The 24,334-nt window shown below is 44.4% G+C and carries 25 protein-coding genes, 4 tRNA genes and 1 pseudogene; 27 read left to right on the plus strand and 3 right to left on the minus strand.

Translation table 11 applies throughout. The features are described 5' to 3' along the window. Positions 1-39: 39 nt before the first annotated feature. The 5 genes from C1G57_RS10690 to recG all read left to right on the plus strand — a co-directional run bounded on the left by C1G57_RS10690 (position 40) and on the right by recG (position 2,457). Positions 40-112, plus strand: a tRNA-Val gene (locus C1G57_RS10690). A gap of 5 nt (positions 113-117) precedes the next feature. Continuing rightward, positions 118-188, plus strand: a tRNA-Gly gene (locus tag C1G57_RS10695). Positions 189-221: 33 nt separating this feature from the next. Continuing rightward, positions 222-295, plus strand: a tRNA-Ile gene (locus tag C1G57_RS10700). Between the two features lie 11 nt (positions 296-306). Further along, positions 307-378 (plus strand) — tRNA-Glu (locus C1G57_RS10705). A gap of 60 nt (positions 379-438) precedes the next feature. After that, entirely contained in the window at positions 439-2,457 is a 2,019-nt protein-coding gene (gene recG, locus C1G57_RS10710; RefSeq protein ID WP_105114882.1) for an ATP-dependent DNA helicase RecG, read from the plus strand. A 51-nt stretch (positions 2,458-2,508) separates the two neighbouring features. On the opposite strand, the gene C1G57_RS10715 is transcribed toward recG, so the two are convergent. Then, entirely contained in the window at positions 2,509-3,468 is a 960-nt protein-coding gene (locus tag C1G57_RS10715; RefSeq protein ID WP_105114883.1) for an asparaginase, read from the minus strand. A 69-nt stretch (positions 3,469-3,537) separates the two neighbouring features. Here C1G57_RS10715 and C1G57_RS11440 point away from each other — a divergent pair. Beyond that, positions 3,538-4,909, plus strand: a pseudogene (locus C1G57_RS11440) (Cof-type HAD-IIB family hydrolase). A 12-nt stretch (positions 4,910-4,921) separates the two neighbouring features. On the opposite strand, the gene C1G57_RS10730 reads toward C1G57_RS11440, so the two are convergent. Next, positions 4,922-5,374: a universal stress protein gene (locus C1G57_RS10730; RefSeq protein WP_105114886.1), complete on the minus strand. Its 453-nt coding sequence runs from the start codon at positions 5,372-5,374 to the stop codon at positions 4,922-4,924. Between the two features lie 155 nt (positions 5,375-5,529). On the opposite strand from C1G57_RS10730, the gene C1G57_RS10735 reads away from it, so the two are divergent. The 6 genes from C1G57_RS10735 to gatB all read left to right on the plus strand — a co-directional run bounded on the left by C1G57_RS10735 (position 5,530) and on the right by gatB (position 11,587). Then, on the plus strand, positions 5,530-6,744 hold the full coding sequence (locus C1G57_RS10735; protein WP_105114887.1) for a pyridoxal phosphate-dependent aminotransferase: 1,215 nt from the start codon (positions 5,530-5,532) through the stop codon (positions 6,742-6,744). Positions 6,745-6,906: 162 nt separating this feature from the next. Then, the gene (gene codY, locus C1G57_RS10740) at positions 6,907-7,695 is read left to right on the plus strand and encodes a GTP-sensing pleiotropic transcriptional regulator CodY (protein WP_105114888.1); all 789 of its coding nucleotides are present in this window, start codon (positions 6,907-6,909) and stop codon (positions 7,693-7,695) included. 1 nt (position 7,696) lies between these two features. Next, positions 7,697-8,248: a cysteine hydrolase family protein gene (locus tag C1G57_RS10745; RefSeq protein ID WP_105114904.1), complete on the plus strand. Its 552-nt coding sequence runs from the start codon at positions 7,697-7,699 to the stop codon at positions 8,246-8,248. A gap of 131 nt (positions 8,249-8,379) precedes the next feature. Then, positions 8,380-8,682, plus strand: a complete 303-nt coding sequence (gatC, locus tag C1G57_RS10750; RefSeq protein ID WP_105114889.1) for an Asp-tRNA(Asn)/Glu-tRNA(Gln) amidotransferase subunit GatC — start codon at positions 8,380-8,382, stop codon at positions 8,680-8,682. After that, the gene (gene gatA, locus C1G57_RS10755; protein WP_105114890.1) at positions 8,682-10,148 is read left to right on the plus strand and encodes an Asp-tRNA(Asn)/Glu-tRNA(Gln) amidotransferase subunit GatA; all 1,467 of its coding nucleotides are present in this window, start codon (positions 8,682-8,684) and stop codon (positions 10,146-10,148) included. The genes gatC and gatA overlap by 1 nt, the downstream gene beginning before the upstream one ends. After that, positions 10,148-11,587 carry an Asp-tRNA(Asn)/Glu-tRNA(Gln) amidotransferase subunit GatB gene (gene gatB / locus C1G57_RS10760; protein ID WP_105114891.1) on the plus strand — a complete coding sequence of 480 codons (1,440 nt, stop codon included), beginning with the start codon at positions 10,148-10,150 and terminating at the stop codon, positions 11,585-11,587. The genes gatA and gatB overlap by 1 nt, the downstream gene beginning before the upstream one ends. Positions 11,588-11,835: 248 nt before the next feature. Here the strand turns inward: gatB and C1G57_RS10765 are convergent, their stop codons facing one another. After that, complete coding sequence (locus C1G57_RS10765) at positions 11,836-12,834, minus strand: LacI family DNA-binding transcriptional regulator (RefSeq protein ID WP_105114892.1); 999 nt, start codon at positions 12,832-12,834, stop codon at positions 11,836-11,838. Between the two features lie 132 nt (positions 12,835-12,966). On the opposite strand from C1G57_RS10765, the gene C1G57_RS10770 reads away from it, so the two are divergent. From C1G57_RS10770 to C1G57_RS10845, 15 genes are all read left to right on the plus strand, one after another. Then, positions 12,967-14,130, plus strand: coding sequence for a galactokinase (locus C1G57_RS10770; RefSeq protein WP_105114893.1), 1,164 nt, complete (start codon positions 12,967-12,969; stop codon positions 14,128-14,130). 217 nt (positions 14,131-14,347) lie between these two features. Beyond that, positions 14,348-15,829 carry a UDP-glucose--hexose-1-phosphate uridylyltransferase gene (galT, locus tag C1G57_RS10775; RefSeq protein WP_105114894.1) on the plus strand — a complete coding sequence of 494 codons (1,482 nt, stop codon included), beginning with the start codon at positions 14,348-14,350 and terminating at the stop codon, positions 15,827-15,829. A 74-nt stretch (positions 15,830-15,903) separates the two neighbouring features. Further along, entirely contained in the window at positions 15,904-16,812 is a 909-nt protein-coding gene (locus C1G57_RS10780) for a DMT family transporter (RefSeq protein WP_105114895.1), read from the plus strand. Positions 16,813-16,861: 49 nt separating this feature from the next. Then, positions 16,862-17,491: a copper homeostasis protein CutC gene (locus C1G57_RS10785; protein WP_105114896.1), complete on the plus strand. Its 630-nt coding sequence runs from the start codon at positions 16,862-16,864 to the stop codon at positions 17,489-17,491. Positions 17,492-17,594: 103 nt separating this feature from the next. After that, a complete protein-coding gene (locus tag C1G57_RS10790; RefSeq protein WP_105114897.1) occupies positions 17,595-18,278 on the plus strand; it encodes an SEC10/PgrA surface exclusion domain-containing protein in 684 nt (227 codons plus the stop codon). 104 nt (positions 18,279-18,382) lie between these two features. Continuing rightward, a complete protein-coding gene (locus C1G57_RS10795) occupies positions 18,383-18,910 on the plus strand; it encodes a YqeG family HAD IIIA-type phosphatase (RefSeq protein WP_105114898.1) in 528 nt (175 codons plus the stop codon). Then, positions 18,911-20,017 carry a ribosome biogenesis GTPase YqeH gene (gene yqeH / locus C1G57_RS10800; protein WP_011922650.1) on the plus strand — a complete coding sequence of 369 codons (1,107 nt, stop codon included), beginning with the start codon at positions 18,911-18,913 and terminating at the stop codon, positions 20,015-20,017. A gap of 227 nt (positions 20,018-20,244) precedes the next feature. After that, positions 20,245-20,556, plus strand: a complete 312-nt coding sequence (yhbY, locus tag C1G57_RS10810) for a ribosome assembly RNA-binding protein YhbY (RefSeq protein ID WP_004195298.1) — start codon at positions 20,245-20,247, stop codon at positions 20,554-20,556. A 12-nt stretch (positions 20,557-20,568) separates the two neighbouring features. Then, the gene (locus tag C1G57_RS10815) at positions 20,569-21,201 is read left to right on the plus strand and encodes a nicotinate-nucleotide adenylyltransferase (protein WP_105114899.1); all 633 of its coding nucleotides are present in this window, start codon (positions 20,569-20,571) and stop codon (positions 21,199-21,201) included. After that, the gene (yqeK, locus tag C1G57_RS10820; protein WP_105114900.1) at positions 21,198-21,791 is read left to right on the plus strand and encodes a bis(5'-nucleosyl)-tetraphosphatase (symmetrical) YqeK; all 594 of its coding nucleotides are present in this window, start codon (positions 21,198-21,200) and stop codon (positions 21,789-21,791) included. Before C1G57_RS10815 ends, yqeK begins: the two co-directional genes overlap by 4 nt. Continuing rightward, positions 21,788-22,243, plus strand: a complete 456-nt coding sequence (locus tag C1G57_RS10825) for a GNAT family N-acetyltransferase (protein ID WP_105114901.1) — start codon at positions 21,788-21,790, stop codon at positions 22,241-22,243. The genes yqeK and C1G57_RS10825 overlap by 4 nt, the downstream gene beginning before the upstream one ends. Continuing rightward, positions 22,240-22,749: a cysteine hydrolase family protein gene (locus tag C1G57_RS10830; RefSeq protein ID WP_105114902.1), complete on the plus strand. Its 510-nt coding sequence runs from the start codon at positions 22,240-22,242 to the stop codon at positions 22,747-22,749. Before C1G57_RS10825 ends, C1G57_RS10830 begins: the two co-directional genes overlap by 4 nt. A gap of 1 nt (position 22,750) precedes the next feature. Next, positions 22,751-23,110, plus strand: coding sequence for a ribosome silencing factor (gene rsfS, locus C1G57_RS10835; protein WP_029177784.1), 360 nt, complete (start codon positions 22,751-22,753; stop codon positions 23,108-23,110). 128 nt (positions 23,111-23,238) lie between these two features. After that, positions 23,239-23,985 (plus strand): class I SAM-dependent DNA methyltransferase, encoded by a 747-nt coding sequence (locus C1G57_RS10840; RefSeq protein ID WP_105114903.1) that lies wholly within the window; start codon positions 23,239-23,241, stop codon positions 23,983-23,985. Continuing rightward, a partial coding sequence (locus tag C1G57_RS10845) for a nucleotidyltransferase family protein (RefSeq protein WP_193434491.1) occupies positions 23,982-24,334 on the plus strand: 353 nt, incomplete at its 3' end. The genes C1G57_RS10840 and C1G57_RS10845, both read left to right, overlap by 4 nt.

Raw genomic sequence — 24,334 nt, forward strand, 5'->3', positions numbered from 1 at the left:
GGGTTGCCCCCTGTGAGATACGGTAGTCGCTTAGCGCAAGGGAGTTTAGCTCAGCTGGGAGAGCATCTGCCTTACAAGCAGAGGGTCAGCGGTTCGATCCCGTTAACTCCCATGAAAGCGGGTGTAGTTTAGTGGTAAAACTACAGCCTTCCAAGCTGTTGTCGCGAGTTCGATTCTCGTCACCCGCTTTGAACAATTGTTCATACCCAAACAACTCGTTTGGGCGCGTAGCTCAGATGGTTAGAGCGCACGCCTGATAAGCGTGAGGTCGGTGGTTCGATTCCACTCGTGCCCATTATGAATTGTGGTCCGTTGGTCAAGGGGTTAAGACACCGCCTTTTCACGGCGGTAACACGGGTTCGAATCCCGTACGGACTATATGGAAGGGCAGTAGCCCTTTTTTTGTTATCTAATTGAATTTTATTATATAATTAAATTATGAAAAGTTTGTCAGATTATTTATCAGTGTTGCCTGGGATTGGACCAAAATCGGCAGAGAAATTTTTGAAATTAGACCTTGAGACGATTGGTCAGTTATTAACTTATTATCCTTTTCGGTACGAGGACTTTGAAAGTAAGTCACTATTAGATTTGCAGGATGGGGAAAAGGCTGTAGTGGTCGGTCATGTGGTATCTCCAGCAAATGTGCAGTATTATGGTTATAAGAGAAATCGGCTACGGTTTTCGATTAAGCAGGGTGAGGTAGTGGTTTCTGTTTCTTTTTTCAATCAACCTTACTTAGCTGATAAGATTGTAATGGGGCAGGAAGTTGCGATTTGGGGGAAATGGGATAAGGCTAAAGCTAGTTTAACTGGCATGAAGGTGTTAGCTCAGGTGTCTGAAGATTTGCAGCCTGTTTACCATGTGGCTCAAGGAATTTCTCAAACCAACTTGGTCAAGGCTATAAAAGCGGCTGTTGATCAAGGCTATTTGGAGCTCTTGGAAGAGAATTTACCAATCGTTTTGTTGGAGAAATACCGGCTTTTAAATCGTAGACAGGCAGTTTTTGCTATGCATTTTCCGACAAATTTGGAAGAATACAGGCAAGCTCTGCGACGGATTAAATTTGAGGAATTATTTTATTTCCAGTTGCAGTTGCAACTCTTAAAAGCTGGTAATCGAGATGTTTCCAATGGTTTGATGATTGAGTATGATTTGAATACAGTTAATCGACAGATTGAGAAATTGCCTTTTGAATTGACGGCTGCCCAGGCCAATGCCTTGTCGGAAATTTTGGCTGACATGCAGTCACCTAGTCATATGAATCGTTTGTTACAAGGGGATGTTGGTTCTGGTAAGACGGTGGTTGCTGGATTAGCCATGTTTGCGGCTGTTTCGGCTGGTATGCAGGCTGCGATTATGGTGCCAACGGAAATTTTGGCAGAACAACATTATCAGAGTTTGCGCCAGCTTTTTCCAGATTTATCTATTGCACTTTTGACGGGTGGAATGAAGGTGGCAGAACGTAGAACAGCATTGGAAGCTATTTCTGATGGACGGGTAGATGTGATTGTTGGGACGCATGCTCTGATTCAAGAGAGTGTGTCTTATCATCAACTGGGACTAGTTGTGACGGATGAGCAACATCGTTTTGGTGTCAAGCAAAGGCGTTTGTTCCGAGAAAAAGGGGATAATCCTGATGTGCTGATGATGACTGCGACCCCTATTCCAAGGACTCTGGCTATTACTGCCTTTGGCGATATGGATGTGTCGATCATTAACCAACTGCCTGCTGGTCGCAAGCCGATTATTACTCGGTGGGTTAAACATCAGCAGTTACCGACTGTATTAGAATGGCTTGAGAAGGAACTTAGGAGTGGGGCTCAGGTTTATTTCATTTCTCCCCTGATCGAAGAGTCTGAAGCCTTGGATTTGAAGAATGCTATTGACTTGCAGGCTGAGTTACAAGCACATTTTGGAAGTCGTGTTACTGTTGATTTGTTGCATGGTAAGATGAAAAATGAAGAAAAAGATGCGATTATGCAGGCTTTTAAGGACAGGAAGTCAGCTATTTTGGTGTCGACAACTGTTATCGAGGTAGGAGTCAATGTGCCCAATGCAACTGTAATGGTGATTATGGATGCGGATCGTTTTGGTTTAAGTCAGCTACATCAGTTGAGGGGGCGTGTTGGGCGTGGTCACAAACAGTCCTATGCTATCTTGGTTGCCAATCCCAAAACGGAGTCAGGCAAGGAACGGATGAAGATTATGACTGAAACCACAGACGGATTTATACTGGCTGAAGCGGATTTAAAAATGCGTGGGTCTGGTGAAATTTTTGGAACCCGTCAGTCAGGTTTGCCAGAATTTCAAGTGGCTAATATCGTGGAAGATTATCCGATTTTGGAGGAAGCCAGACGAGTTGCAAGTCAGATTGTTAGTGAAGAGAATTGGCAGAAAGATCCCAACTGGTCCGTTTTGTTAAATCATTTGAAGGATAGAGAAGAATTAGATTAGATATGAAAAAGACCGAGCAAATATGCCGGTCTTTTGAAGTATATGTGAGGTTTAGCCTTGGATATAATCAGCTAACGCTTGCCCTTTCAAACCTGCGTTTAGGGCAATTAGTAGTTTCAGTCGTGCTTTTTGTGCATTCAATTCTTTGACAAAGAGGATACCTTCTTGCTCAAGCTGAATGCCTCCACCTTGATAGGCATAAACGGGTTCTGCTATTCCATTGAAGCAACGAGAAACTAGGACGATGGGGATGTTTTGAGTGAGAAGGTTTTGGATGGCAGGAAGGATGGTCGGTGGGAGGTTTCCTGCTCCAAGGGCTTCGATGACCAAGCCTGAAATTGCTGAGCTTGGAAGCGAGTCAAGGAGAACTGAGTCCATATCTGCATAGGCTTTGATAATTGGAACTGTCCCAGAGATATGTGATAAGTCAAATCGGACACGAGGTTCTGCTGTTTTAAAATAGAGAATTTCACGTTTGGTAACCAGTCCAAGAGGTCCATGGGTTGGTGTTTGGAAGGTAGAAACGTTGGTTGTGTGGGTTTTGGTGACATATTTTGCGGCATGAATTTCATCATTCATAACGACTAGAACGCCCTTGTCTGCGGATTTTTCATCTGCTGCGACACGGAGGGCTGTTCGATAGTTGTAAACTCCGTCGCTACCTAACTCATTGGATGAACGCATGGCTCCAGTTAATACGATTGGTTTTTCCGGAATAGCCATGGTATCAAGGAAATAGGCTGTTTCTTCCAGTGTATCGGTGCCATGTGTAATGACAAAACCATCAAAGTTGTCTTGCTCAGTCTTGATTTTTTGATAGAGAGCCATCATGTGTTCCAAACGGATATGAGGGCTTGGGACATTGAGAAAATCGACGGATGTGACTTGAATTTCTTCAATGGGGGTGTCGATTTGTGTCATTGGATTGATTTGACTGCTTGCTACGTGACCGTCTTGGTCGGCTTGCATGGAGATGGTTCCACCTGTGTGTAAGGCGAGAATTTTTTTCATAAATTTTCTGTTTCTTTCAAAATGTGATATACTAATTGTAACACAATTCTAAGAAAGGTGGTGAGATGGTTGACGATTAAGGCTGTATTTTTTGATATTGATGGGACTTTGTTGACAGATAAGCGTACGGTTAGTAAGTCGACTATCTCGGCAATTAATTCCTTAAAAAAGAAGGGGATATTGGTTGGTTTAGCAACGGGTCGGGACCCCCGTTTCGTTTTGCAATATATGGCTAGTTTGGGTTTGGATCTGGCCATTACCTACAATGGTCAGTACATTTTTTCTAGGGAGGAACTGATCTATAGTCGTGTTTTAGACACGAGTCAGGTGGAAGCCATGATGGATTATGCCCAGAGGAATCATAAGGACTTGGCAATTGGCACTGCTAAAGGGGTCTTTGGGAGCGGGATTATGTCAACAGGTACAGGGAATTTCGCCTACCGTGTTAGTCGGCTTATTCCTGATAAGTTTGCTGGTTTGGTGAATTTTATTTTTAATCGTTTGGTGCGCTTGGTTCGACCACAGCGACAGACAAACCTGAGGGCTTATTTGGCACAACCGATTTATCAGCTCATGATGTTGACAACAGAGAGAGAAACCAGGGAATTGGAAGCAAGATTTACTGATTTGTCCTTTACTCGTTCAAGCCCTTATGCAACTGATATTATCAGTGAGGGAAGTTCAAAACTGTCTGGAATCTTAAAAGTTGCAGAGAGATATCGTTTTAGCTTAGATGAGGTGGTGGCTTTTGGAGATTCGAATAATGATTTTGAGATGCTAAAAGCCCTTAAATATTCGGTAGCGATGGGAAATGCAACCAAGAGGGTTCGACAGATCGCTTCGTTGGTGACAGATAGCAATAATCGTGATGGTATTTATAAGGCTTTTGTTCGCCTAGGTTTACTTGAGGAAAAAGATGTTTCAGAGTAGAGATGAGAATTTTAATCGTGTAAAGGATTTTCATGCCTTGATGGACGGGATTACTCAGGAAAGTCCTAAGGAATTTGATGGGCAGACAGCACTTTTCCGTGCAGGTTTTAAGCTGGAGGAAGTGGTAGAGTTCCTTTATGCCTCTGCCGACTGCGAGGAGGATTTCCAAGAGTATATTCATCGCTTGCATGAAGACTTGGATCGGGCAGTAGAAAAGGTGAGGAGCAAGGGTCAGGCTAGAGTATCTTTACAGGACCAGGTCGATGCACTCTTAGATATCCTTTATTTTACCTATGGTTCTTTTGTCTTAATGGGTGTTGATCCGGCACCGATTTTTGACTTGGTCCATACTGCCAATATGGGAAAGCAATTTCCAGATGGGAAGGCCCATTTTGATCCTATTACTCACAAGATATTAAAACCAGAGGATTGGGAAGAGAAGTTTGCGCCAGAGACAAAGATTATGGAAGAACTTGACAAACAGAAGAAAAGACTGGACAATGAAGTCTAGTCTTTTCGAGTTTTATAGGCTTTTCTCCCCATCGCGTACGATGAGCAAATCAATATTAGCGTGGCGCATGATGTATTCGGAAGATGAGCCGATAAGGAGGCGTTCAAAGGCATTGAGGCCTGTTGCGCCAAGTAACATGAGGTCGGCACCGGTTTCCTTGGGAATGTCTACTGCTAACAGGGTCTTGGGATTACCAAATTCGATATGAAGCTGCACTTCTTTCAAACCTGCATCCACTGCACTTTGTTTATATTCTTCTAATAGTAGCTCAGCTTCTTTTTCGAGCGTTTCGTAAACAGAAGCGTCAAAAGCAACGACGTTATGTAGGGCTCTTGTATCAATAACATGGGCAATGACTAACCGAGCCTGGTTTCGTTTGGCAACGTGGATTGCTTTATGTAGAGCTAATTCAGCACCTGTGGATCCATCGACTGCAACGAGGATAGTCTTATAAGATTGTGTCATAGTAGCCACTCCTTTCAGTAAGTCTTCATTTCTGGAATGATAGATTATTATTACATTTATATTATAAGTCTTTTTTTAGAAAATGTAAAGGGATTCTTGTGCTTTTTTTGCTTTTAAAGTAAAATAGAAAAATAGAAGAAAGTCGAGGTGACGACATGAAACAGTTTAATAAATCAACGAAACTGGATGATGTAGCTTATGATATTCGTGGTCCTGTTTTGGAAGAAGCGATGCGTATGCGGGCCAACGGTGAGCAGATTTTACGTCTGAATACAGGAAACCCTGCTGAATTTGGTTTTACTGCTCCAGATGAGGTTATTCGTGACCTTATCCACAATGCTCGTAAGTCAGAAGGTTATTCTGATAGTAAGGGAATTTTTTCAGCCCGTAAAGCAGTCATGCAGTATTGTCAGTTGAAGAAGTTTCCAAATGTGGATATTGAAGATATTTATATTGGTAATGGTGTCAGTGAGTTGATTGTCATGTCCATGCAGGGCTTGCTAGACAATGGTGATGAAGTTTTGGTTCCTATGCCAGACTATCCACTTTGGACGGCAGCGGTAAGCTTAGCAGGCGGTAAGGCTGTTCATTATGTCTGTGATGAGGCAGCGGATTGGTACCCAGACTTGGCTGATATGGAGGCCAAGGTGACGTCACGGACCAAGGCTATTGTCTTGATCAACCCTAACAACCCAACGGGTGCTCTTTATCCCAAAGAGGTTTTGGAGGGAATTATTGATATTGCTCGCAGACATGAATTGATTATTTTCTCTGACGAGATTTATGATCGGATGGTCTTTGATGGTGCGGTTCATATTCCTATTGCGACCTTGGCACCAGACTTGTTTGTCGTGACCATGAATGGCTTGTCAAAATCCCACCGAATCTGTGGATTCCGTGTGGGATGGATGGTGCTGTCAGGTCCTAAAAAACACGTGAAGGGCTATATCGAAGGCTTGAATATGTTGTCCAATATGCGTTTGTGTTCAAACGTTTTGGCCCAGCAAGTTGTTCAGACTTCCTTGGGCGGTGTTCAATCTGTTGACAAACTACTCATGCCAGGTGGTCGCCTCTATGAGCAACGTGAATTCATTACCAAGGCTATTACTGATATTCCAGGTTTGTCAGCAGTCAAGCCAAAAGCTGGCTTGTATATTTTCCCGAAAATTGATCGGGAAATGTATCGTATAGATGACGATGAGCAATTCGTCTTGGATTTCTTAAAACAGGAAAAAGTTTTGCTGGTTCATGGTCGTGGTTTCAACTGGAAAGATCCGGACCATTTCCGAATTGTCTATCTGCCACGTGTGGATGAACTGGCTGAAATTCAGGAAAAAATGACTCGTTTCTTGCGTCAATACCGTAGATAATGAGACAAAATGTGATAGTAATCAGAGGTTGAGTTTTCAGCCTCTTTTTTCTATGCGTTTAATTGTCAGTACTTTTCCAACAACAGTAAATTTTCTGATAATTATTGAAATTTGCCTGATAATTCGGTATAATGAATGTAACTACAGTAAAAAGAGGAACATATGACAACATTATTAGAAAAAACTCGGGATATTACTTCCATTTTGAAGCGTTCCGAAGAGCAACTGGCAGAAGAATTGCCTTATAATGCCATTGCGGAGCACTTGTCGGCTATTATCGATTGTAACTCTTGCATTATCAATAGTGAGGGAGAGGTTTTGGGTTACCACATGAACTACAAGACCAATAATGATCGTGTGGAGGAATTTTTCCAAAATAAACAGTTTCCGGAAGACTATGTAAAAGCTGTTGCCCAAGTTTATGATACTCAGGTTAATTTGCCTGTGGAGAGTGAATTGACTGCTATTCCTGTGGAATCTCGTGCGACCTATCCAAATGGTTTGACCACCATTGCGCCTATTCATGTGACGGGGATTCGTTTTGGTAGCTTGATTATCTGGCGTAACGAGGAACAATTCCATGAAGATGACTTGATTCTGGTTGAAATTGCCTCGACGGTGGTAGGTATCCAGTTGCTCAACTTCCAGCGGGAAGAAGATGAGAAGAATATTCGTCGCCGTGCAGCGGTCAATATGGCGGTTAACACCCTTTCTTATTCTGAAATGAAGGCTGTTGCGGCAATTCTGGGCGAGTTAAATGGCAATGAAGGTCAGTTGACGGCTTCTGTTATTGCTGACCGCATCGGCATTACCCGCTCGGTCATTGTCAATGCCCTTCGTAAGCTGGAAAGTGCAGGGATTATTGAAAGCCGTTCGCTTGGTATGAAAGGAACCTATTTGAAGGTCCTTATTCCAGCTATTTTTGATGAAATTAAGAAGCGTGATTACTAAGATGACCAAAGCATTGATTTCGATTGATTATACGGTGGATTTTGTGGCAGACCAGGGCAAATTAACAGCAGGGAAACCTGCCCAAGCTATTGCTGAGCGGATTGCCCAAGTGACCAAAGAAGCCTTTGAAAATGGGGACTATATCGTCTTTGCCATTGATGGTCATGAAGAGGGGGATGAGTTGCATCCTGAAAGCAAGCTCTTTCCACCTCACAATATCATGGGAACAGACGGGCGAGATTTGTACGGTCCTTTGGCGGATTTTTATAGTGAAAACAAGGATCATGCCCGTGTTCGTTGGATGGACAAGCGACATTATTCGGCCTTTTCTGGGACGGATTTGGATGTTCGTTTGAGAGAACGTCGGGTGGATACGGTGGTCTTGACAGGTGTCCTGTCGGATATTTGTGTCCTGCATACAGCTATTGATGCCTACAATAAAGGCTATCGGATTGAGGTCGTGGCTTCTGCAATTGCCGCATTGACGGAGGAGAGCCATCAGTTTGCTCTCAACCATCTGCGCCATGTGCTTGGTGCGACCATTATAGATTAGGGTTTAGGAACCAGTCGTTAGACTGGTTTTTTGCCGAAAAAAAGCTTCCATCGGAGGGAATATCTACCTTTGTGTGGAGCTGGAAATATGGTATAATGAGAAGATAGATTTCCATTAGGAGGAAAGTAAGAATGAAGATTTCTGAAGCTGAAGTCCGTCACGTTGCCAAGCTGTCTAAGCTGGAGTTTTCGGATCAAGAAACAGCGGAATTTGCGACAAGTTTGAGCAAGATTGTCGATATGGTTGAATTGCTCAATGAAGTAGATACGGCAGGTGTTGCGGTGACGACTACCATGGCTGACCGTAAGAATGTCTTGCGAGCAGATATTGCCCAAAAAGGTGAGAGCCGTGAGGAGCTCTTTAAAAATGTGCCTGAATCACAAGATAACTTTATCAAGGTACCAGCTATTCTAGACGGGGGAGGAGATGCCTAATGACTTTTAACAATAAAACTATTGATGAATTGCATGATCTCCTTGTCAAGAAGGAGATTTCTGCGGTTGAGTTGACCAAGGCAACCTTGGAAGACATTAAGAGCCGTGAGGGAGCTGTAGATGCTTTCTTGACCATTACGGAAGCTGCGGCCTTGGCGCAAGCTGCTGCCCTTGATGAAAAGGGGATTGATGCAGAAAATGTTATGGCAGGGATTCCTTTGGCAGTTAAGGATAATATCTCTACGAAGGGGATTTTGACCACTGCTGCTTCAAAAATGCTTTATAATTATGAGCCGATTTTCGATGCGACATCGGTTGCTCAGGCCTACGCAAAGGATATGATTGTTGTTGGTAAGACCAACATGGATGAGTTTGCCATGGGTGGTTCTAATGAGAACTCTGCCTTCAAACCGACAAAAAATGCTTGGGACCAGACAAAAGTTCCTGGTGGTTCATCAGGTGGCTCAGCTGCTGCTGTTGCGTCTGGTCAAGTCCGTTTGTCACTCGGTTCTGACACAGGTGGCTCTATCCGCCAACCAGCTGCCTTTAATGGTATTGTTGGGATGAAACCAACTTATGGAACGGTGTCACGTTTTGGTCTGATTGCCTTTGGTTCATCTCTTGACCAGATTGGTCCATTCTCACAGACAGTTAAGGAAAATGCCCAGTTGCTCAGTGTCATCTCTGGTCATGATGTCAAGGATGCGACATCAACCATCAATGAAATTGCTGACTTCACTAGCAAGATTGGTCAGGACATCAAGGGTATGAAGATTGCTCTGCCAAAAGAATACATGGGCGAAGGGATTGATCCGCAGGTCAAGGAAACCATTCTCAAGGCTGCTAAGCACTTGGAAAGCTTGGGTGCCATTATCGAGGAAGTCAGCCTGCCACATTCTAAGTATGGGGTTGCTGTTTACTACATTATCGCTTCATCAGAGGCTTCTTCTAACTTGCAGCGTTTTGACGGTATCCGCTATGGTTTCCGTGCAGAAGATGCGACCAACTTGGATGAGATTTACGTGAAAACCCGTAGCCAAGGTTTTGGTGAGGAAGTCAAACGCCGTATTATGTTAGGTACATTTAGCTTGTCATCTGGTTACTACGATGCCTACTTCAAGAAGGCTGGCCAGGTGCGGACCTTGATTATCCAAGATTTTGAAAAAGTCTTTGCGGACTATGACTTGATTTTGGGGCCAACTGCTCCGACGGTTGCCTTTGGTTTGGACACGCTCAACCATGACCCTGTGGCCATGTATTTGGCGGACCTTTTGACCATTCCTGTCAACTTGGCAGGTCTTCCTGGTCTTTCGATTCCTGCTGGTTTTGTTGAAGGCTTGCCAGTCGGTTTGCAGTTGATTGGTCCAAAATACTCAGAAGAGACCATTTACCAAGTAGCTGCTGCCTTTGAAGCGACAACAGATTACCACAAGCAACAACCAGTGATTTTTGGAGGTGCTAATTAATGAACTTTGAAACGATTATTGGTCTAGAAGTCCATGTGGAGTTGAATACCAACTCGAAAATTTTCTCACCTTCATCTGCGCATTTTGGTGAGGATCCAAATGCCAATACCAACGTGATTGACTGGTCTTTCCCAGGTGTTCTTCCTGTTCTTAACAAGGGTGTTGTGGATGCTGGTATTAAGGCTGCCTTGGCCTTGAACATGGACATTCACAAGGAAATGCACTTTGACCGTAAGAACTATTTCTATCCTGATAACCCGAAAGCCTATCAGATTTCCCAGTTTGACGAGCCGATTGGCTACAATGGCTGGATTGAGATTGAGCTAGAAGACGGTTCAACCAAGAAAATCCGTATCGAACGTGCGCATTTGGAGGAGGATGCTGGTAAGAATACCCACGGGACAGACGGCTACTCTTATGTAGACCTCAACCGTCAGGGCGTGCCATTGATTGAGATTGTATCAGAAGCCGATATGCGTTCGCCTGAAGAAGCCTATGCCTATTTGACAGCTCTCAAGGAAATTATCCAATACACTGGTATTTCAGATGTGAAGATGGAAGAAGGTTCTATGCGCGTGGATGCCAACATCTCGCTTCGTCCCTATGGTCAGGAGAAATTTGGTACCAAGACTGAGTTGAAAAACCTCAACTCCTTCAACTATGTTCGCAAGGGCTTACAGCACGAAGTAGAACGTCAGGCGAAAATCTTGCGTTCAGGTGGTCAAATCCAGCAGGAAACTCGTCGTTACGATGAATCTACTGGTGAAACCATTCTCATGCGTGTCAAGGAAGGTTCAGCTGACTACCGTTACTTCCCAGAGCCAGACCTACCGCTCTACGAGATTGATGATAGCTGGATTGAGGAAGTGCGTGCAGAATTGCCAGTCTTTCCAAAGGCTCGCCGTGCTAACTACGTGGAAAACTTGGGCTTGACAGCCTATGATGCTGGTCAGTTGACGTCTACCAAGGCTCTGTCTGACTTCTTCGAAACAGCAGTGGCAGCAGGTGGTGATGCTAAACAAGTTTCTAACTGGTTGCAGGGTGAAGTGGCTCAGTTCCTCAATGCTGAAGGTAAGACTATTGAGCAAATCTCTTTAACACCTGAAAACTTGGTGGAGATGATTGCCTTGATTGCGGATGGAACCATCTCATCTAAGATTGCCAAGAAAGTCTTTGTTCACCTGGCCAAAGAAGGTGGCTCTGCTAAGGCATACGTAGAGAAAGCTGGTTTGGTACAGATTTCAGACCCTGCTGTTCTCATTCCGATTATCCACCAAGTCTTTGCGGATAATGAAGCAGCCGTAGTTGACTTCAAGTCTGGTAAACGCAATGCCGATAAGGCCTTTACAGGCTTCTTGATGAAAGCAACCAAGGGACAAGCCAACCCGCAGGTTGCACAACAACTCTTGGCAGAGGAACTGGCTAAGTTGTTGGATTAATACTCTTCGAAAGTCAAACTCAAACGTTGTTGACTTGATTTGATGAGTGTAAAGCTCCAGTGGAGCTTTGCAGCCTACTACTTGAAAATGCGAAAGTAGTAGAGTTCTATCTGCTTAGGAGAGAACCGAAGACGTTCGCTCTATCTCCGAACCTTTGGAGCTAGTTTGATTTTGATTTTCATTGAGTATTGGATAAACATAAGAAAACCGAGAATTCGTTGTGAACTCTCGGTTTTTTGTATGCACTTTTAGTAAGAACTCTCCCGTATAACCAGCTGGGTACCTAGTTTAATCTTACGGGGATGGTGGGGTGTTGGACTTGTTATGATACGGTCCAGCAGCTGCATGGCTTCCTGTCCCATTTCTTCTGTGAAGACACTGATAGATGACAGGGCTGGGTAGACTTGGCGCGTGATGGCTGTATCGTTAAAGGTGATGAGTTGGACCCGTTCTGGCACGGCGATTTGGTGTTCTTGAAGGGCTCGAAGGGCACCGACAGCTAGGGTATCATTTGCCATAAAAAAGGCTGGGGGCAGTTGGTCGCCCAGGTCTGTGATAGCTTGGCTCATCAGCTCATAGCCTGACTGGGTGGAGAATTTCCCTTGGTAGATGTAATCTTCTTGGAGAATACCCAAGGTGTTCAGGTAGGTTCGAAAGGCAGTCAGGCGAGGGTCTGTTGGCAGTTGGTGTCCGTCTGTGGTTTCTTCCTGTCCGACTAGGAGTCCAATATCAGTCAGACCTTGTGAATGGAAGTGGTCGATAACTGTCTGGACAGAGTGTTCAAAGTCAGTTGTGACGCAGGAGAATCCTTCGGTCAGTGTATCAGAGTCCACAAAAATGAGCTTAGAAGATAGGCTAGCCAGCTCTGCTATTTGCCCAGAAGAAAATTTGCCAACTGCGATGATGCCGTCTAATCCTTGAAGCAGGGGATTGGTCAGGTCGTTGAAGGAGCGGACGATTTGGTAGCCGAGTAGGCTGGCGGTCTGCTCGATGCTGGCCCGGATGGAATAGTAGTAGAGGTCAGCCAATTCTTCGCTCTCAGTGTACCACTGGACAATACCGATGGTGCCTTTTTGCTGAGGTGCTTGTTTCTTGAGGTGCTTGGTGTAGCCTAAGTCTTGAGCCAAGTTCAAGATTTTTTGTCGGGTTTCTGGGCTGACGGATAAGGTCAGGTCGCCCTTTAGAACTCTTGAAATGGTTGCAGGGGATAGGTCTGCTTGTTTGGCAATATCTTTGATAGTAACCATGTTTTTCTCCAGTCTATTTGTCTCTAGTATAGCACAAAACATAAAATTAGTAAATTTTTAGTAAATATATTGACTTTTTAAAATTTGAGTTGTACAATAAAAGAAAACGATTACAAAATCTAGGAGGTTCCTATGAACACAGAACAACTCAAGCAAGCCTTTCTCGATGTGTTTGGTCAAGAGGCAGATGCAACTTTCTTCTCACCAGGTCGGATTAACCTGATAGGTGAGCACACGGACTACAATGGTGGTCATGTTTTCCCTGCTGCTATTACCTTGGGGACTTATGGGGCTGCTCGCAAACGGGACGACCAGCTTCTACGTTTTTATTCCGCAAACTTTGAAGAAGTTGGTGTGATTGAAGTGGATTTGAACAATCTGGTCTTTGATAAGGCGGACAACTGGACCAACTATGCCAAGGGTGTGCTCAAGTTCTTGCAAGAAGCAGGACATAGCATTGATACAGGTATGGAAGTCTTTGTTTACGGTAACATTCCAAATGGCTCAGGCTTGTCATCGTCAGCTTCTCTGGAACTCTTGATTGGCATCATTGCAGAAGAGTTGTATGGACTTGAATTGACGCGTCTTGATTTGGTGAAAATTGGGAAACAAACGGAAAATCATTTTATCGGTGTCAATTCAGGAATCATGGACCAGTTTGCTATCGGTATGGGAGCAGATAATCGGGCGATTTACCTTGATACCAATAGCTTGGAGTATGAATTGGTGCCACTTGATTTGGGTGACCATGTGATTGTCATCATGAACACCAACAAACGCCGTGAATTGGCAGATTCTAAGTACAATGAGCGCCGTGCGGAATGTGAAAAAGCGGTGGAGGAATTGAATGCAGTCTTGAATATTCAAACTCTGGGAGAATTGGATGAATGGACCTTTGATCAATATAGCTATTTGATTAAGGATGAGAACCGTATCAAGCGTGCCCGCCATGCTGTCTTAGAAAATCAACGGACCTTGCAGGCTCGTAAGGCCTTGGAAGAAGGAGATTTGGCAACCTTTGGTCGTTTGGTCAATGCTTCTCATGTTTCCTTGGAACATGATTATGAAGTGACCGGTTTGGAATTGGATACATTGGCCCATACAGCTTGGGAGCAAGAAGGCGTTCTTGGTGCTCGGATGACAGGAGCTGGTTTCGGTGGCTGTGGTATTGCTATTGTCCATAAGGATAAGGTGGATGCCTTTACTGAAAATGTCGGCAAGACCTATACTGAGGTTGTCGGCTATGAACCAAGCTTCTATGTAGCTGAGATTGCTGGAGGCTCTCGCGTCTTATAGTCTTTCATTTTGTCTTTTATTACTTCGGCTAACGAGGAAACTTCGTTTCAGGATTTCCTGCTTCAAATAATGTCATCATTAGGGAACTCGCTTTGCCGTACTTGATGACTATAACTCGCTATCGTATGTGTGATTTCCAAGCTCCAACTATCCCCAGACAGTTGGAGCTTGTACAAAAAGTAAACTGAAAGACTATTTTTAATAATAGATTGGAGAAATGATGACAGGATTGGTGGAACGTTTTGTTGAGCAGGTCATTGCCAACAGTAGTTTTGAGGAAATGGATGCTCTTTACCTGCGCAATCGAGTCTTGGCTTTGGTGGGAGACCAGGTTTTGACTGTTCAAACAGAGTTAGAGGACTTGATTGAATTAAAAGATGAACTATTGGCTCATGGAGTTCGAACTGGTTTTGTGGGTGAATTGCTGGAAGAGCAGGACATGGTTGGGTCTTGTTTGATGGATTTGATGACACCGAGTCCGAGTCAGGTCAATCGTGATTTTTGGCAGACCTATCAGGACAGTCCAGAGCAAGCGATTGGCGACTTCTATGAATTGAGCAAGCGCAATGACTACATCAAGGTGGCTGCTGTTGCGAAAAATATCTATTATCAAACACCGACAGACTATGGCAACCTAGAAATTACCATCAATCTGTCCAAACCTGAGAAGGATCCCAAAGCTATTGCGGCAGCCCGTTTAGCAGAGGCTTCTAACTATCCTCAGTGCCTGCTCTGCATGGAAAATGAGGGCTACCAAGGCCGGATTAACCATCCAGCACGCGCCAACCACCGAATCATTCACTTGGATCTTGGTCAGGAAAAGTGGGGCTTCCAGTATTCACCCTATGCTTACTACAATGAACATGCCATTTTCTTGAACCAAGAGCATGTCCCCATGGTTATTAGTCCCAAAACCTTTGAACAGCTTTTGGACTTGCTAGACATCTTTCCAAATTATTTTGTCGGCTCTAACTCAGACTTACCAATCTCGGGTGGCTCCATCTTGACCCACAATCACTATCAGGGTGGGCGGCACAGTTTTGCCATGGAAAAGGCTCCGATTGAGCACCAGCTGGTTTTTGCTGGCTTTGAGTCCGTTTCGGCTGGCATTGTTAAATGGCCCATGTCGGTCATTCGCTTGAGTTCAGCAGATAAGCCATCGCTTCTTGGTTTAGCGACTAAAATCTTGGAAAAATGGCGGAGCTACTCAGATGATAGGGTTCAGATTAAGGCTGAGACGGATGGAACTCCCCATCATACCATCACTCCTATTGCCCGGAAACGAGGGGACTTGTACGAGCTGGATTTGGTTCTCCGCGACAATCAGACCTCAGAAGAGTTTCCAGATGGCATCTATCATCCACATCCAGATGTGCAACATATCAAGAAAGAAAATATCGGCTTGATTGAGGTCATGGGCTTGGCTATTTTACCCCCACGTTTAAAGGCAGAATTGGCTGAAGTCAAGAAATACTTACTCGGTCAAGCTAGTCAGGTGGCAGCTTATCATCAGCCTTGGGCAGACAGGTTAAAAGCAGAACATCCAGTTGTGACAGAAGAAACGGCTGAAGAGGTCATTCGAGCATCCGTCGGACAAATCTTTGCCCGTGTCCTAGAGGATGCAGGTGTCTACAAACGTACTCCAGAAGGACAGGCAGCCTTTATGCGATTTGTAGAGTTTGTGGGCTTAGCAGAATAATGAAATGAGAGAGTGGGACGGTGTCCTACTCTTTTGGTATAATGGAAGTATTCACTATGTGAGAAGGAGATAGGATGGCAGAAAAAAGATTGGGAACCTTGATAACCTTAATTGCAGGGATAGCTTGGGGGCTTTCGGGGGTGAGTGGGCAATACCTGATTGGACGAGGCATCTCGGTCGAGGTGATAACCTCCCTGCGCTTGCTGCTTTCGGGCCTTGTTTTGCTAGGGCTATGTGTGTTGACGGCAAGAAGGGAGTTATTGGCCCTGTTGAAAAATGGTCGAGCCTTGCTGGGCATATTCTTCTTTGCCTTGTTTGGTCTCGCCCTCAATCAGTTGGCTTACTTGCAGGCTATCGCTTATACAAATGCAGGTACGGCAACTGTTCTCCAATATCTTTGTCCTATCTTGGTTCTGGCCTATACCTGTTTAAAACATAGACAAAAGCCATCAGGTATAGAGGTGGTATCGATTGTCTTGGCAATCGTCGGTACTCTATTGATTGCGACTCATGGACAGTTGACGGAGTTGGCTATCACGCCACTTGGCTTAGCTTGGGGACTTTTTTCAGCCCTGACCTATGCCCTTTATATTATTTTACCTGTTAAACTGATTGGTCAGTATGGTAGCTTGGTGGTCATTGGTCTGGGCATGCTGATGGGTGGTCTGATGGTAACTCTTGGTCTACAGACCTGGCAAGAACCACTTTTTTTGGATGGAGGGAATTTGCTGGGCCTAGTAGGGATAGTCGGTGTTGGGACCATCTTTGCTTATACGGTCTTTCTAAAAGGTGTTACCATGGTTGGTCCAATCAATGCCAGTCTGCTTGCTTCTATTGAGCCGATTGCATCAGTCTTTTTTGCGGTCTGGTTGCTTAATGAACATTTTTATGCAGTGGATGTACTTGGCATGGTCTTGATTGTAGGAGCAGTCCTTCTTATTTCATTAAAGGATAGTATTATTTCTGAGAAGAGTATTGGTTAATATACTCTTTTTTGTTATACTAAAGAAAAAGACTTGGAGAGGAATGACCATGATAAAAGAATTTTGTTCGGAAAATCATGTAGATGTTGCCCAAGCTATATCGATGGGCGCCCAACGGATTGAACTCTGCGACAATTTGGCAGTCGGAGGGACGACACCGAGCTATGCTGTAATCAAACATGTTTGCCAACTGGCACATGATCAGGATGCGACAGTCATGACCATGATTCGTCCCCGTGGTGGTGATTTTTGCTACGATGAGGTTGAGCTTGAGATCATGCTCGAGGATTGCAAAGTAGCTAAAGAGCTGGGTTCGGATGGCTTGGTATTTGGTGCTTTGACAGAGGATAATTGGCTGGATGAAGTCGCTTTGAAAGGACTGTTTGCGGTATCGCAGGGCTGTCAACTTGTCTTTCACATGGCTTTTGACCAAATCTCTCGTCAACGTCAGTTTGAAGCGATTGATTGGTTGGCAGAACATGGAGTAACTCGGATTTTGACCAGAGGAAGTTTGACTGGTTCTGCCTTGAACAATGTGGATTGGTTGCAGGAGATTGTTTCCTATGCCCAAGGTAAGCTTGAAATCTTGATTGGTGGGGGTTTGACAGTGGACAATGTGCCTGACTTATTGGAACAATTACCAGTTGACCAGGTTCATGGGACACGTTTGTTTTGGTGAATTTCTGCAGGTCCTAACTATATTTATGTAAAAAGTTGAAATGGTTTACAAAAAAATGTAATCTTGTTACAATAACATTATAAATAAATGGTGGGAGGGAACCATGAAAACCATCGCAAGTCAAGAAAATGTAGATCAGATTTTACTGCCCAAGGGCTATTATGAAGCTCTCTTACAATATATACATGAAGGGAACAGTGGCTTCGAATCTGAGTTAGAGCGTCTAGGGGAGCAAGGGCTTGAAACCAATGTCTATAAGGGCTCTGAGAAAGATAGGGGAGTTATTCTTGAAGACATAGAGAATTTGCCTCAAGAAATCCGAGAAGAGTTGGCGCACTTTGCAGCTGATTTGCTCAATCCACTACGGAAACAGTTGGGGACTGTGGCAGTTGAGGTGAGTGACTTGGCCTTGGACTACGCAGTCAGTTTGGCCCAATCTTTAAACAGTTCCCTACGTTATCACAATTACGATAGTCTGATTGCCATCGCTCAAATCAAGGGTGTAGAGCCTAAAGGTAAGGACTGTCTGGCTTTTTCGGAATATAGAGAAACCTATACTCTATATGATGCCAAAAAATTGGTTTACAAGGCCCTAACTTGGCGCCTCTTTGACGATAGTCATGCTGATTATGGCCATGCAGCGACGATTTTGGGGTTGGATGAGGATGATTCTGGTCTTGAACAAATTGGCTTTGCCTTTTCAAAATACTCGCTGGATATTGATTGGCTTCTAACCCACATGATTTTCATTCCAAAGGATTGGATTTTAGAAAGTAAACAGGAGTAAGAATAGACACTCGGTGTTGCCGGGTGTTTTTCATTTTGGTCATCCATTCGCATTTTTCTTAGAAAAATGGTATAATTATCTGATAAAATTCTTTGGAGAACTCCGTGACATTAGAAAATTACATGCCAGATTTTGCCTTGGAAAAGGCTTATGATGTGACAGTTGACAGTTTAAAAAAACAGGGTATTAAGGTGGTCTTTGTCGATTTGGATAATACCTTGATTGCATGGAACAATCCTGATGGAACGCCAGAGATGCGCCAGTGGTTACATGATTTGCGAGACGCAGGCATTCCCGTTGTGGTGGTGTCTAACAATAAATACGAACGTGTCAAACGGGCGGTTGAAAAATTTGGGATTGAATTTGAAGCCTTCGCTCTCAAGCCTTTCACCTTTGGGATTAACCGAGCCCTTAAACGCTATGATGTCCAGCCACATGAAGTGGTCATGATTGGCGATCAGCTGATGACGGATATTCGGGCTGCTAAGCGAGCAGGTCTCAAGTCTGTCTTGGTCAAACCCTTGATAAAGACGGACTCTATTAATACGCAGATTAACCGTTGGCGTGAGCGACGGACCATGAAGAAAATCATCGCCAAATATGGAGCGATAGACTATAAGAGGGAGATGTAAGTGGAAGAATTATTTTGTATCGGCTGTGGTGCCCAGATTCAGACGCTAGACAAGGCTGTCGCTGGTTTTACACCTCAATCAGCCCTAGAAAAAGGCTTGGAAACAGGGCAACTCTACTGCCAACGTTGTTTCCGTTTGCGCCATTACAATGAGATTTCAGATGTCAATATCTCGGATGACGATTTCTTGAAACTCCTCCATAGCGTAGGAGAAAGCGATGCCTTGGTGGTTAATGTCATTGATATTTTTGATTTTAATGGTTCAGTCATTCCAGGTTTGCCTCGCTTTATTTCAGGCAATGATGTGCTTTTGGTTGGCAACAAGCAGGACATTTTACCCAAGTCTGTCAAGACAGGCAAGGTCACTCAGTGGTTGACCGAGCGGGCACATGAAATCGGCATGCGACCAGTTGATGTGGTCTTGACTTCAGCCCAAAACAAGCAGGCTATCAAGGATTTGATTGAAAAGATTGAACAACACCGCAAGGGACGGGATGTCTATGTGGTCGGCGTGACCAACGTTGGCAAATCAACCTTGATCAATGCTATTATCCAAGAAATCACAGGGGACAAGGATGTCATTACGACTTCACGTTTCCCTGGAACGACGCTGGATAAGATTGAAATTCCTCTGGATGATGGTTCATACATCTATGACACGCCAGGAATTATCCATCGTCACCAGATGGCCCATTATTTGACGGCTAAAAACCTCAAGTACATCAGCCCTCGGAAAGAAATCAAGCCAAAGACCTACCAGCTCAATCCAGAACAAACCTTGTTCTTGGCTGGTCTGGGACGATTTGACTTTGTGGCTGGTGAACGCCAAGGCTTTACGGCTTTCTTTGACAATGAATTGCAGCTCCACCGCACCAAACTGCAGGGAGCTAGTGAATTTTACCAGAAACATGCGGGCTCACTTTTAGTGCCGCCAACCAGCAAGGAATTGAAAGAATTTCCTGAACTGGTCCGTCATGAATTTACCATCAACGAAAAGACGGATGTGGTCTTCTCAGGTCTTGGTTGGATTCGTGTCAATGAAAAGGCTAAGATTGCTGCCTGGGCACCTAAGGGTGTGGATGTGGTGATCCGCAAGGCGATTATTTAGATGTGAGTCCTGGTTACATTTGTTAGCCAATATAGTCTTTTAGTTTACTTTTAGTACTAGGCAACGAGCCGCAGGCATAACTCAATGCTTTCTTGTTTCTAGGCATTGACTTGAAACAGTCCCCCAGACTGTTTGAAGTTGGAAATAAGGAAACAAAGTTTCCTCATTCGTCGACGTAATAAAAGATAAACTAAATGACGATAAATATAGAAACATAGGAAAAATAGATGTCATTAACTTCAAAACAACGTGCCTTTTTGAACAGTCAGGCACACAGTCTCAAACCCATCATTCAGATTGGGAAAAATGGTCTCAATGACCAGATTAAAACCAGTGTTCGTCAGGCGTTGGACGCGCGTGAATTGATCAAGGTGACCTTGCTACAAAATACGGATGAAAACATCCACGAAGTAGCTGAAATCTTGGAAGAAGAAATCGGTGTGGATACGGTCCAAAAAATCGGTCGCATCTTGATTTTATTCAAACAATCTAGCAAGAAAGAGAACCGTAAAATTTCCAAACAGGTCAAAGAAATCTAAGAAGGAGAGCCTATGGCTATTGAACTCTTAACACCCTTTACCAAGGTTGAATTAGAGGTTGAAAAGAAAGAAACCAATCGCAAACAAGTGGGGATTCTGGGAGGGAATTTCAATCCTGTCCACAATGCTCATTTGATTGTGGCAGACCAGGTCCGTCAACAGTTGAAGCTGGATGAAGTCCTGCTCATGCCAGAATTCCTTCCACCCCATGTGGATACAAAAGAAACCATTGACGAATACCATCGCTATTCCATGCTCAAGATGGCTATTGCAGGTATGGAGGGCTTGGGGATCGAAACCATTGAACTGGAACGCCGTGGTGTCAGCTATACCTACGACACTATGAAATTGCTGACGGAAAAAAATCCTGATACGGATTATTATTTTATCATCGGTGCAGATATGGTAGACTATCTCCCAAAATGGCACAGGATTGATGAATTGGTCCAGATGGTGCAGTTTGTTGGTGTCCAGCGTCCTCGTTACAAGGCAGGGACTTCCTATCCTGTTATCTGGGTAGATGTGCCCTTGATGGACATTTCCTCCAGCATGGTACGAAGCTTTATCAAGCAAGGACGGGTGCCGAATTTTATGGTGCCTCATGAAGTTCTGGACTATATCGAAGAAAAGGGACTCTACCAATGATTGCAGCAGATTTGACATTTGACCGTCAGGCTCTTTTGGAAAAAATCCGTGTAGCCATGAAGCCAGCGCGCTTCCAACATGTCTTGGGTGTGGAGCAGGCGGCGCTTGCCTTGGCAGACCAATACGGCTGTGATCCGAAAAAAGCCAGTCTGGCAGCGCTTTTGCATGATTATGCCAAAGAAGTGGAAGACCAAGTCTTTCTGGATTTGATTGCCAAGTATAATTTGGACAAGGACCTGCTTAACTGGGATAATAACATCTGGCACGGTGTGGTTGGGGCCTATAAAATTGCAGAAGATTTTGGCTTGAAAGATGAGGAGATTTTCCAAGCCATTCAACGACACACCGTTGGTGCTGGGCAGATGACCTTGCTGGACAAGGTGCTCTATGTGGCGGACTACATCGAACCCAATCGGGATTTTCCTGGGGTGGATGAGGCGCGACGGATTGCAAAAGAGTCCTTGGACAAGGCGGTAGCCTATGAAACTGCTCAAACCATTTCTTACTTGGCCAAGAAGGGGATTCCCATTTATCCACAAACTTTGGAAACCTATAATGGATATGTTGCTTTGTTGAAGGAGCAAGAATGATTGCATTAAAACCTGTGGATGAAAGTTCCTATCAAGCTGTCTTGGACTTGACAGTAGCTGAGGCAGATAAGGGCTTCGTGGCTCCCAACGTGCGTTCCTTGGCAGATGCCTGGTTATATAGAAATAACGGCGATGTCTTTCCCTATGCCATCTGGGCAGATGAGCAGGTTGTTGGCTTTGCTTTGATTGACATTGATGAGGACATCCAACAATATATGCTCTGGCGGTTTATGATTGGTCAAGAATTTCAGGGGAAAGGCTATGGACAGGCAGCTTTGGAAGCTGTTATTCAACTGGCTCAGAAGCACCCTGTCTGTAATCATTTGATTGTCTCTTATGTCAAGGGCAACCAAAAGATGGCAAGACTCTTGGAGAAAAATGGTTTTGTCTTAGATCTTGAAGAAGAAAGGGAATTGGTGTTCCGTTTGGAAACGCCTGGGGTCAAGTTTTGAAATCTGCATTGTTAGTCGTTGACATTCAAAACCTCCTAGTGGAGGAAAAACCTTATGCCATTGAAGAGCGATTAGCCCTCTGGCAAGATAGCATCACAAAAGCTCGTCAAGCGGGGATAGAGCTTATCTATGTCCGTCAAAATGACGAGGAATTTGCCACAGGCAGTCATGGTTGGGACATCCATCCAGCAGTGGCTCCTTTGGTTGACGAGAAGATTGTTGACAAGAGGTACAGTTCTGCCTTCAAGGATACGAACTTGCAAGCCTATCTTGAAGAGCAAGGGATTGAGCGATTGATTGTCATGGGGATGTCGACCAATTTCTGTATTGATACAACTATCAAGGTGGCCTTTGAATTGGGCTACACCGTAGCGGTCATCAAAGATGGAACCACTACTCCCTATACAGCAGATCTTCCAGCAAACGACTTGATTGGTCAGTATGAAACTATCTGGTCATGGAATTTTGCCCAGGTGGATACATTAGAAAATATAATTAGAGGATAAGATGAAAGAACTAGATTTAGTAAAAGTTGTGGTCCAGGCTGCTGATGACAAGCGAGCTGAGGACCTTGTTGTAATTGATGTTCAAGGTGTGACCAGCCTGACAGACTACTTTGTGATTGCCAGTTCCATGAACAGTCGTCAGTTGGAGGCTATTGCGGAAAACATCCGTGAAAAGGTAGCGGAAGTTGGGATCAAGGGTAGCCGTGTAGAAGGCGATAGTAACGGTGGCTGGGTCCTTTTGGACCTTGGAGGCGTAGTCGTTCATATCTTCTCAGAAGAAATGCGTGACCTCTACAACCTTGAAAAATTATGGCACGAAGGCAGCTTCCTGGAAGTCGCAGACTTTTTAGAAGAGGAGTAGTGAGAGTTGAGAGAACTCGACTGGCAAAAAGAGTTTGTCAACAACTCAAAACTATGACTTCTTGAACACAGTGTGAGTTAATGAAGCAGTCGATTGGCTGCTTTTTATGAAAGGAAAAATGGGAAAATATGGCAACTTATGAAACCTTTGCGGCGGTCTATGATGAAATCATGGATGACAGCTTGTATGATAAATGGACAGATTTTAGCTTGCGGAACTTGCCACAAGACACCAAGACAATTTTGGAATTGGCCTGTGGGACAGGGATTCAGGCTGTACGTTTTGCTCAAAAGGGCTTTGAAGTGACAGGGCTTGACCTGTCCTATGAAATGTTGGAATTGGCCCAGAAAAAAGCAGAAGCTGCTGGTGTCATGATGGAACTGGCCCAAGCAGATATGATGGCTCTGGAAGGTGTTGGAGAGTTCGATGCGGTGACCTGTTACTCGGACAGTCTGTGCTATATGTCGGACCAAGAAGCTGTTTTGCGGGTCTTTGAAGGAGTTCACTCTGTTCTCAATCAAGGTGGTACTTTCCTTTTTGACGTTCACTCCATTTATCAAATGGAGGAAATGTTTGCAGGCTATAGCTACCATGAAAACTACGAGGATTTTGCCTTTGTCTGGGACACCTATGAAGGGGAGCATGAGTATTCCATTGTTCATGAATTGACCTTCTTTGTCAAAGATGAGGAAAGTCAAGAGGAGCGATTTATCCGTCGGGATGAAGTTCATGAAGAGCGGACCTATCCAATTGAAGCCTATGTGGAATTGTTGAAACAAGCTGGTTTTGCATCTGTGGAAGTCTTTGCGGACTTTGAAGATCAAGCTCCGACAGAAACCAGCCAGCGGTGGTTTTTCAAGGCGGTCAAGGCATGATTTCAGGGATTATTGCAGAATACAATCCCTTTCACACGGGACATAAATACCTGCTGGAACAGGCGGAAGGCTTGAAAATCGTAGTTATGTCTGGCAATTTTATGCAACGGGGTGAGCCAGCCATTGTGGATAAGTGGACACGGGCTCAAATGGCCTTGGAACACGGGGCAGATCTTGTTGTCGAGATGCCCTTTTTGGTGTCTGTCCAGTCGGCTGACCATTTTGCCAAGGGAGCCATCAGCATTTTACACAGGCTAGGTGTGGAAAAACTAGTTTTCGGTACGGAAGAAATGCTGGATTACCAGAAAATTGCGGATATTTATGTGGATAAGACGGAAGAGATGGAAAG

This window comes from Streptococcus suis, from assembly GCF_002960425.1.
In the GTDB taxonomy this organism is placed as follows: domain Bacteria; phylum Bacillota; class Bacilli; order Lactobacillales; family Streptococcaceae; genus Streptococcus; species Streptococcus suis_S.